This is a genomic window from Micromonospora sp. PLK6-60 (assembly GCF_019890675.1).
Taxonomy (GTDB): Bacteria; Actinomycetota; Actinomycetes; order Mycobacteriales; family Micromonosporaceae; genus Micromonospora.
In genome coordinates this window covers 1-8,932 of record NZ_JAIOAA010000034.1, presented here as the reverse complement: position 1 = coordinate 8,932, position 8,932 = coordinate 1, and the positions used below count along the sequence as shown (strand labels likewise).

The window sequence follows — 8,932 nt, the reverse complement described above, 5'->3', positions numbered from 1 at the left end:
CGGCCACGGCCTGCACCCCCGGGTAGCCGATGCCCGAGCCGTAGGGGTACAGCACCTGGGTGCCGTCCGGCGTGCGGATGGTGACCGGCAGGCGGCCGACCGGTTGGGTGCCGACCAGCATGTTCGCCAGGGCGGCGAGCGAGACGTCGCGGTAGCCGTAGGCCGCCACGAAGGTGGGCGCCGACGGGAAGTACGCGATGTCGTACGGCCCGCCGACGGCGACGACCACCACCGGCTTGTTCGTGGCCAGCAGCGCCGTGACCAGGTTCCGCTGGTGCACGTCGTTCCAGGCGTTGTTGGTCAGCACCACGGTGACGTCGCTCGCGCCCGCCGCGGCCACCACCTGGTTGATGGTCTGCTGGTCGGGCGATCCGGTCCACATCGGCGTGGCGACCAGCCCCTTGCCGGTCAACTGGGTGGCCAGGCCGGGCACGGCGTTGGCCCCCCAGCCGGTGACCAGCACGTGGCGGCCGGAGTTCGCCGGCAGCGGCAGCACCCCGGCCTGGTTGCGCAGCAGGGTGATCGAGCGGTGCGCTGCGTCCGCCATGACCTGCTGCTCGGCCGCGTTGCCGACCGTCGAGTCGACCGCCTGGCTGGTGGTGTACGGGTTGCCGAAGAGGCCCAGCTCGGCCTTCATCCGCAGGATCCGGTACACCGACTGGTCGATCCGCTGCCCGCTGAGGGTGCCGGCGCGTACCGCGGCGAGCACGGTGGCGATGGCGGCGGGCGGGTTGGTGGGCAGCAGCAACTCGTCGTTGCCGGCCCGGATGGCTTCGAGGATCACCTGGTCCGGCGGGATGCTCGCCAGCGCGTCGGCCCGCAGCGCGTCGGTGACGATCACCCCGTCGTACTTCAGGGTGTCGCGCAGCAGCCCGGTCACGATCGGCTTGGACAGGACGGCCGGGGTGAGGGTCGGATCCAGCGCCGGGACGATCACCGCGGTCGGCATGATCGACTTCACGCCGGCGGCGATGGCCGCCCGGAACGGCGGGATGTCGGTCCGCAGGATCTCCTCGCGGGTCTCGTTGACGACCGCGATGCCGGTGTCGGGGTTGGCCTCGGCGCTGCCCAGGCCCGGGAAGTGCTTGGCCGTGGCGGCGATCCGGGTGCTCTGGTAGCCGAGGACGGCCGCCGCGCCGAACGCGGAGACCGTCTCGGTCCGGTCGCTGAACGCGCGCGTCCCGTCGGCGGTGTTGCGCGGGTTGGTGTTGACGTCCACCACCGGCGCGTGGTCCATGTTGATGCCCATCGCGCGCAGTTGCCGGCCGGTCGCGGCGGCGGTGGAGAACGACAGGTCGCGGTCGAAGGTGGCGCCGATCGCCATGTTGCCCGGGGCGATGGCCGACGGCGGCGGGATCCGGGTGACGAAGCCGCCCTCCTGGTCGGTGCTGATCTGCACCGGCACGCCGCGGGTGGCCGCCGCCGCCTGCTGCAGCCCGTTGGACAGCAACGCGACCTGCTGCGGGTTGTTCAGGTTGTTGGTGGCGGTGAAGTAGATGATGCCGCCGGGTTGGTAGCGGGCGATCAGGTCCGCGCCGTTGCGCACGCCGGTGCCGTAGAGCGCCTGGTTGGCCGCCACGTCGACGGCGTTCGTGGTGGTCGCGGTGTCGCCGTTGACCTGGAGGACGAACATCTGGCCGACCTTCTGCTCCAGGGTCATCCTCGCCATCACCGCGCGGACCAGCCGGTCCACCTGGTGGGCAGCCCCCGGTCCGCCGTGGTCGGCCGGGGCCGCCGGGACCGGGGTCGCCCCGGCCGCCGCGGCGGCGGGAAGTACGAGGCCGCACGCGGCGGCCAGGACGACGGGAGCCCGTACGGCGGCTCCGGTGATCCGACGCAACATGGCGCTGTCCTTCACTGGGTCAGTGGCCCCGGCTGTCGGTGGCCATCCCCTCGCACCCTGCCGCATCGGACGTGAATGTGTAGTTTTGTCGCTTTCTCGTCACCCAGGAGTGACCCATGGCCACCGGGCGGGCACCCCGGGCTGCGCCTAGGGTGGCGGCATGGGAGGCTCCACCGCCCCGCCGCGAAGGAACCCGCTCACGCTGCTCACGCCGGCCGAGCTGCGCCGCCGCAGCAGCGTGAAGTGGCGCATGCACCCCGCCGACGTGCTCCCGCTCTGGGTCGCCGAGATGGACGTCCCGCTGGCGCCGCCGGTGGCGCAGGCGTTGCGCCACGCGATCGACCTCGGCGACACCGGCTACCCGCACGGCACGGGGTACGCCGAGGCGCTCGGCGACTTCGCCGCGCGGCGCTGGGGCTGGGCCGACTTCCGGGTCGACCGCACCGCGCTGGTGCCCGACGTGATGATGGGCGTCGTCGAGGTGCTCCGGCTGGTGACCGGGCCGGCGGACGCGGTGGTGGTCTGCGCGCCGGTCTACCCGCCCTTCTACGCGTTCGTCAGCCACGCCGGCCGCCGGGTGATCGAGGCGCCGCTCGGCCCCGACCTGCGGATGGACCCGGCCGCGCTGGACGAGGCGTTCCGCGCGGCCCGGGCGCACGGCCGGCGACCGGCGTTCCTGCTGTGCAACCCGCACAACCCGACGGGCGTCGTGCACCGCCGGGACGAGCTCGAGACGGTCGCCGAACTGGCCGACCGGCACGGCCTGCGGGTGATCTCCGACGAGATCCACGCCCCGCTGGCGTTGCCCGGGGCGCGCTTCGTCCCGTACCTCACGGTGGCCGGCGCGGAGACCGCGTTCGCCGTGGTCTCCGCGTCGAAGGCGTGGAACCTCGCCGGTCTCAAGGCGGCGCTCGCGGTCGCCGGGCCGCGGGCCGTCGCCGACCTGCGCCGGATGCCGGAGGAGGTCGGCCACGGCCCCAGCCACCTGGGCGTCCTCGCGCACACCGCCGCCTTCCGCGCCGGCGAGCCCTGGCTCGACCTCCTCCTGGACGGCCTGGCCGCCAACCGCGCGCTGCTGGCCACCCTGCTCGCCGCGCACCTGCCCGCCGTCGGGTACCACCCGCCGGAGGGGACCTACCTCGCCTGGCTGGACTGCACCGCGCTGGGCATCGCCACCGCACCGCGCGGCGGCGAGCCGGGCGCGGCCAGCGACCTCGCCGGCCCCGCGCGGATGTTCCTGGACCGGGCGCGGGTGGCGCTCAGCTCCGGGCACGTGTTCGGCACCGGCGGGACCGGCTTCGTACGGCTCAACTTCGCCACCTCACCCGAGCTCCTCACCGAGGCCGTCACCCGGATGGGCCGGGCGGCCGAGGGGTACCCCCGATCAGGAACGGAGTAGCACCATGCCCACGTTCATCACCATCGGCTACGGCGACCAGGACGGATACGACCGCACCGACCCGGGCGTACGGGACCAGGCGCACGCGCACGACGACCAGCTCCTCGCCGCGGGCGCCCGGATGGGCATCGCCGGGACGCCGGTCCAGGTCCGCAACCACGACGCGGCCGGGACCGAGACCCGCCCGGGACCGTTCCTGCGGTCCGCCCTGCCGGTGGCCGGCTTCGCGGTGATCGAGGCGGACAGTATCGAGGCGGCGGTGGCGATCGCCGCCCGGACGCCGTGCGCGGTGGCCCAGGGCGTGGTGGAGGTCTGGCCGCTGCACGACGGACCCGCCGGCGGGGCGGACGCCTGAACCCCGGCCGGACCGGTTCGCCGGTCCGGCCGGGGCGTCCTGGTGGGCGGTGCTACCGGTCCAGCGGCTCGATCCAGATGTTGCGGTACTGCACCGGGTTGCCGTGGTCCTGAAGCCGGATCGCGCCGGTCGCCGGGCCCTCGGGCCGGCTGCCGCCGGTCGGGCCGAGGATCTCCACGTCGTCGTGCACGGTGACGCCGTTCCACACCACCGTTACCCGCGGGTTGGCCACCTTCGCGCCGGCCGCGTCGTAGCGGGCCTGCCGGTAGGTGATGTCGTACGTCTGCCAGGTCTCGGGCGGCAGCGCCGCGTTCACGTCGGGGGCCTTCTGGGTGTAGATGGCCGCGGCGTCGTTGGTCTGCGGCGGATCGATGCCGAACGAGTCCAGCACCTGGATCTCGTAGCGGTCCTGGAGGTAGACGCCGCTGTTGGCGCGCGCCTGGCCGGTCACCTCCGGCGGGTACAGCGGCAGGTTGAACTCGACGTGCAGCCGGAAGTCGCCGAACGCGTCCACCGTGCGCAGGTCGCCGTTGCGGACGGTCATGGCACCGTTGGCGACCGTCCACTCCGGTTCGCGCCCGTCGGTGTGCTGCCACTCGGTGAGGTCGCCGCCGTCGAAGAGCGTGATCCGCTTGCCGTGCGGCCGTACGGCGAGCACGTCGAGGTTCACGTGTCCGGAGTCGGCGGCCTCCTTGCGGTACTCGACGATGTTGCGGCCCTTGGCCAGGGGCACGGTGGTGGTGACGGTGCCCCACTCCTCCCAGGTCACCGTGGAGGGGAAGACCGTCTGTTGGACGCGTTCACCGTTGACGTACAGGCTCAGCTGCTTCTGGCCGGAGTACGGGTTCGGGCCGTTGCTGTACCGCATCGTCAGGTCGTACGTCCCGGCCTGCGGGACCTCGGCGGAGATGCTCGTCGACGAGCCGTCCTGGGTGAACCCGGCGGCGAACCCGGCGCCGGAGTAGGCGGCGTGGTCGGTGGCCATGCCCACGGCGACCGTGCGACCCTCCTCGGCTTCGAAGAAGGTCTGCGGCTGCACCACCCGTCCCGGGATCTCGTTGAGCGTGTACCAGGCCTCGGTGTTCCACAGCTGGTCGCCGCCGGCCGACGAGAACGGGCGCGGGGAGCGCACGTGCACCACCCGGTTCTCCTTCAGGCCCGGGATGCTGAGCTTGACGGTGCGGCGGTCGGCCGACAGCTCGGCCTTGGCCACCGTGAGCGTCTCCAGGTCGAGCTTGGGCCCGCCGTACTGACTGGTCGCGCCGTAGCGCCACTGCGTCACCCGGTACGCCTCGGCGAGCTTGCCGGCGGTCTCGTCCGACAGCGGCTCGGTGTACTCCAGCTCGAACCCGACGTGCGAGGCGCGCATCCGCTTGACCTCGAAGACCGAGGTGCCGTTGGGGGTGAGCTTCTGCAGGCCGTGGGTGAGCTTGCCCTCCTGACCCCAGTTGCCGCCGGCGCCCAGGCCGCCCACGTAGAGCGCGCCGTCGGGGCCGAGCGCCACCTCGTTGATGCCGGACTCCAGGCCCTGGGTGTGCCGGAACACCGCGCCCTGGTACTGCCCCTCGATCTCCTCCATGAAGACCCGCTGGAGGCCGCCGTAGGTCACGTCGCCGACGACCACCTGCCCGGCGTACGGGCCCTGGGTGAGCAGCACCGGGGTGGACGGCGAGTTGCCGATCTCGTTCTGCGGCAGCCAGACGATGGGCCGGGTCACCGGCTTGTCGTCGAACCGGCCGGCGGGCGTCGTGTAGTGGTTGTAGAAGGCGCCCGGCCTGATCTGCACCAGCTTGTTCGCGGGCAGCCAGCCACCCTGGTTGTCGGTGACCAGGACCTCGCCGCGCGGTCCCCAGCCGATCCCGTTGGGGGTGCGCAGCCCGCCGGCGACGTAGGTGATCTCACCGGTCTTCGCGTTCACCTTGATGGCGGTGCCGCGGTGGGGCGCGGGCTGGGGCACGGTGGTGGCGCCGCCGTAGTTGATCGCCACGGAGAGGTTCAGGTGGAAGTATCCGTCCCGGTAGAGCAGGCCGAAGGCGAACTCGTGGAAGTTGCCGCCCCAGGGCCAGGTCGCCACCGTACGGCGGTCGTCGGCGACGCCGTCGCCGTCGGTGTCGCGCAGGGCCGTCAGCTCGTGCTTCTGGCTGACGTAGACGGTGCCGTCGACCACCGCGACGCCCTGCGGTTCCCGCAGCCCGTCGGCGAACCTGCGGTAGGTCACCTGCTCGGGGCCGGTCCGGCCGGTGACGCCCTCGACCAGGTAGATCTCGCCGGTGGCGTTGTCGGTGCCGCCCCAGGTCGAGAGCACCAGCTTTCCGTCGGGTCGGAACGCCATGCCGGTGACCTGCGGCTGGAAGCCCGCCGGACGCAGGTCGGTGAGGGTGTACCCGGGGTGCACCCGGTCCAGCGGCAGGCCGTCGCCGGCCGAGTCGGTGGCGCCCTCGCAGTACTTCCACCCGGGCGCGGTGACCCGGACGACACCCGCGTCGGTGCTCAGCGCGCTGGTCGGCACCAGCGTGAAGCCGTCCGCGCCGGGGGGCCGCCACTCCAGGCGCAGCACCTGGCCGCCGCCGTTCTCGAAGAACTCGACGAACAACGGGTGCCGGCCGGCGGCGAGGGTGATGGCGCCTTCCTTGGCGGTCTCGCCGTGCAGCCCGTCGTGGTCGATCACGCGCTGCTCGCCGATGGTGAGGCGGGAGCCGTCGTCGCTGGTGAGCCGGAAGGTGTAGGCGCCGTCGGTGGGCACCGTGAGGTTGGCGGTGACGTGGCTGATGAACCGGTCGGAGAGGCCGAACTCGTCCTCCCGGGTCCAGTTGATCTGGGGCATGAGCTTGTCGACGTTCGGGGTCTGGGCGGGCTTGAGCGTGCACAGCGCCGACAGCGGGACGCCCATGTCGTACGAGCGCAGGGTCACGCCGGGCTCCTGGGGCGGGACGTCCGCGGCGGCCGGCGCGGCGGCGGCCGGGGTGCCGAGCGCCGCGGCGAGCAGGGCCGTCAGCGCGGCTCCCGCGGCTGCGGACAGGGATCTGCGACGGCGTGGCCGTCGGTGCAGGGCGGTCATGGTTCCTCCTGTGGGGGTGAGGTCCCGGCTGGGAAGGAGCCGTGCCAACTTTCTTCCATCGACCGGTCGATACCGTCTCGCGACACAAAAGATTGATCGCAGACACTATCACTTCAGCTCGATCGAGCGACGCTTTTGCATCGATGAGTGGAAAGTTTCCCCGCCCGCTCAGTCCGGCGCCGCGGCCAGCGCGTCGAGGATCAGATCGAGGCCGAACTCGAACTGCCCGCCGAAGTCGTAGCCGGGCCGCTGCACGTGCTGGGTGGCGAACTCGACCAGATGCGGGTAGTCGCCCGCCGCGAAACCCTCCATGATCGATCCCGCGACCGCGTCGGCGGAGTCCGCGCCGTCGAACGGCAGGGACGCCTCCTGCAACACGAAGCCGTAGACGTAGGCGTCGATGACCGCGTACGCGTGGGCCGTCATGCGCAACGAGAACCCGCCGGCCCGCAGCACGCCCAGCATGGCGTCGTGGTGGCGCAGGGTGGCCGGCCCGGGGCTGGTCCGGGTCTCGACCAGGGCCAACGCCCACGGATGCCGCGCCAGGACCGCGCGGGCCGACAGCGAGCGCCGGCGCACCTCGGCCCGCCAGTCGCCGCCCACCTCGGGCAGTTCGATCTCCGCGAAGACCCCGTCGACCAGGGCGTCGAGGAGTTCGTCCTTGTTGCGGATGTAGTGGTAGAGCGACATCGGCTTGGCGTCCAACTCGGCGGCGAGCGACCGCATCGTCAACGCCCCCAGGCCGCGCGAGTCGGCGATGCCGACCGCGGCGCGCAGCACCCGCTCGCGACTCAGCTGCCGTGCCGGCTGGCCCACCGCCTGCTCCCCTCGGGTCGACACCATTGACCGCTCCCGTTGCCAACCGTATCGTACTTAGTAAGACGTACTAAGTACGAAGCCTGGGAGGCGGGCATGTCCCTTCGTGTGGCCGGCCGATGGGCCGGCGCGTTCTTCCTGGCGGCGTTCGCCGCCTACGGCGTCGGCAGCGCGCTCGGCGGGCGCCCCGCCGGGGTGGCGCTGGTGGTGCTCAACTCCGTCCTGGTGGCGGCGATCGGCGCGCTGGCCTTCCGGGCGCTGCGCCGAGCGCACCCGGCGGCCGCCTGGACCTACCTCGTGGCGCGCGGCGCGGAGGCGTTCCTGCTCACCGCCGGGATCGTCCTGCTGCACCGGGTCGGGGCCGGCGCGGCCGACGTCGCCTACCAGCTCGCCATGCTGGCGCTGGGGCTGGGCAGCCTGCCGCTCTGCCTGGCCCTCGACCGGCAACGCTGGCTACCGCGCTGGCTGGCCGGCTGGGGATTCGCCGGATACGCGCTGCTGGCGGTCGGAGCGGCGGCCGAGCTGATGGGGGCCGCGGTCGGGGTCGTGCTGGCCGTCCCCGGCGGACTGTTCGAGATCGCCTTCGCGCTGCTGCTGCTCGCTCGCGGCTTCGCACCGTCCACCGCCGGGCGTCCCGCCGTCGACGAGGCGAGGAGCACCGCCACGGCGGGCGACCGTCGACCGGGTCGCGCGGCGCTCGGCGCCGGGCTCGGCCTGCTGGTGATGGCGGCGCTCGCCGGGCTGGCCAACTTCGGCGTCCTGGAACGGCTGGTCGCCACCGATCCGGCGCAGACCACCGCCCGGCTGGTGGCGAACCAGCGGGCCCTCACCCTGGCCGTCGTCGCCCTGTTCGCGGTCGCCTGCCTCGACGTGCTGGTCGCCTGGGCGCTGCGGGCGTTCTTCGTGGACACCCACCGCACCGTCGCGCTGCTCTCCGCCTGGTGCCGCACCGGATACGCGATCGTCTTCGCCGTGGCGATCGCCCAGCTGATCGCCGTCGCCGGCCTGCTGCGCGACGGTCCGGGGTCCGACCGGCTCGGCACCCTCGGCCCCGCGCGGCTCACCGAGTTCGACGAGGTCTGGAACCTGGGCCTGCTCCTGTTCGGCGTCCACCTGCTGCTGGTCGGCTGGCTGGCCTGGCGGTCCCGCGCCGTGCCGACCTGGGTCGGGGTGCTCGTCGCCATCGCCGGCGCGGGCTACCTCGCCGACTCGATCGGCGCACTGGTCCCGGCCGGGTACCCGTTCCCGGTCGCCACGGTCACCTTCGTCGGTGAGGTGGTCCTCATGGGATGGCTGCTCGTCTTCGCCGCGCGCTCCCGCCGGGAGCGTCCGGCCGCGTCGTCGCCATCCTCGACCGTCCAACCTGTATGACACAGCGATCGACATGCGTAGAAGCCGGCATCGAAGGCTTCGAACATATGCCGGATGACCAGGGTGGATCGTCACCGTAGCGTCGAGCCC

6 protein-coding genes are annotated in these 8,932 nt (G+C 72.8%); 3 read left to right on the top strand and 3 right to left on the bottom strand.

Features of this window, described 5'->3' with window-relative positions:
- Positions 1-1,843: glycoside hydrolase family 3 protein (locus K7640_RS29605; protein ID WP_222958246.1), on the bottom strand; the 1,843-nt coding region annotated here is incomplete at its 3' end.
- A 160-nt stretch (positions 1,844-2,003) separates the two neighbouring features.
- On the opposite strand from K7640_RS29605, the gene K7640_RS29600 reads away from it, so the two are divergent.
- Both K7640_RS29600 and K7640_RS29595 read left to right on the top strand, forming a co-directional pair.
- A complete protein-coding gene (locus K7640_RS29600; RefSeq protein ID WP_222958245.1) occupies positions 2,004-3,242 on the top strand; it encodes a MalY/PatB family protein in 1,239 nt (412 codons plus the stop codon).
- A gap of 4 nt (positions 3,243-3,246) precedes the next feature.
- Positions 3,247-3,597: a YciI family protein gene (locus tag K7640_RS29595; RefSeq protein WP_222958244.1), complete on the top strand. Its 351-nt coding sequence runs from the start codon at positions 3,247-3,249 to the stop codon at positions 3,595-3,597.
- A gap of 52 nt (positions 3,598-3,649) precedes the next feature.
- Here the strand turns inward: K7640_RS29595 and K7640_RS29590 are convergent, their stop codons facing one another.
- Positions 3,650-6,655: a family 16 glycoside hydrolase gene (locus tag K7640_RS29590; protein ID WP_222958243.1), complete on the bottom strand. Its 3,006-nt coding sequence runs from the start codon at positions 6,653-6,655 to the stop codon at positions 3,650-3,652.
- Between the two features lie 168 nt (positions 6,656-6,823).
- Positions 6,824-7,498, bottom strand: a complete 675-nt coding sequence (locus K7640_RS29585) for a TetR/AcrR family transcriptional regulator (protein ID WP_222958242.1) — start codon at positions 7,496-7,498, stop codon at positions 6,824-6,826.
- A gap of 69 nt (positions 7,499-7,567) precedes the next feature.
- Here K7640_RS29585 and K7640_RS29580 point away from each other — a divergent pair, with 69 nt between their 5' ends.
- The gene (locus K7640_RS29580) at positions 7,568-8,842 is read left to right on the top strand and encodes a DUF4386 domain-containing protein (RefSeq protein WP_222958241.1); all 1,275 of its coding nucleotides are present in this window, start codon (positions 7,568-7,570) and stop codon (positions 8,840-8,842) included.
- Positions 8,843-8,932 lie beyond the last annotated feature (90 nt).

Bases quoted from the DNA above. Each gene is read 5' to 3' on its own strand.
- K7640_RS29600 (WP_222958245.1), top strand. From the start codon at position 2,004: ATGGGAGGCTCCACCGCCCCGCCGCGAAGGAACCCGCTCACGCTGCTC.
- K7640_RS29595 (WP_222958244.1), top strand. From the start codon at position 3,247: ATGCCCACGTTCATCACCATCGGCTACGGCGACCAGGACGGATACGAC.
- K7640_RS29590 (WP_222958243.1), bottom strand. From the start codon at position 6,655: ATGACCGCCCTGCACCGACGGCCACGCCGTCGCAGATCCCTGTCCGCA.
- K7640_RS29585 (WP_222958242.1), bottom strand. From the start codon at position 7,498: ATGGTGTCGACCCGAGGGGAGCAGGCGGTGGGCCAGCCGGCACGGCAG.
- K7640_RS29580 (WP_222958241.1), top strand. From the start codon at position 7,568: ATGTCCCTTCGTGTGGCCGGCCGATGGGCCGGCGCGTTCTTCCTGGCG.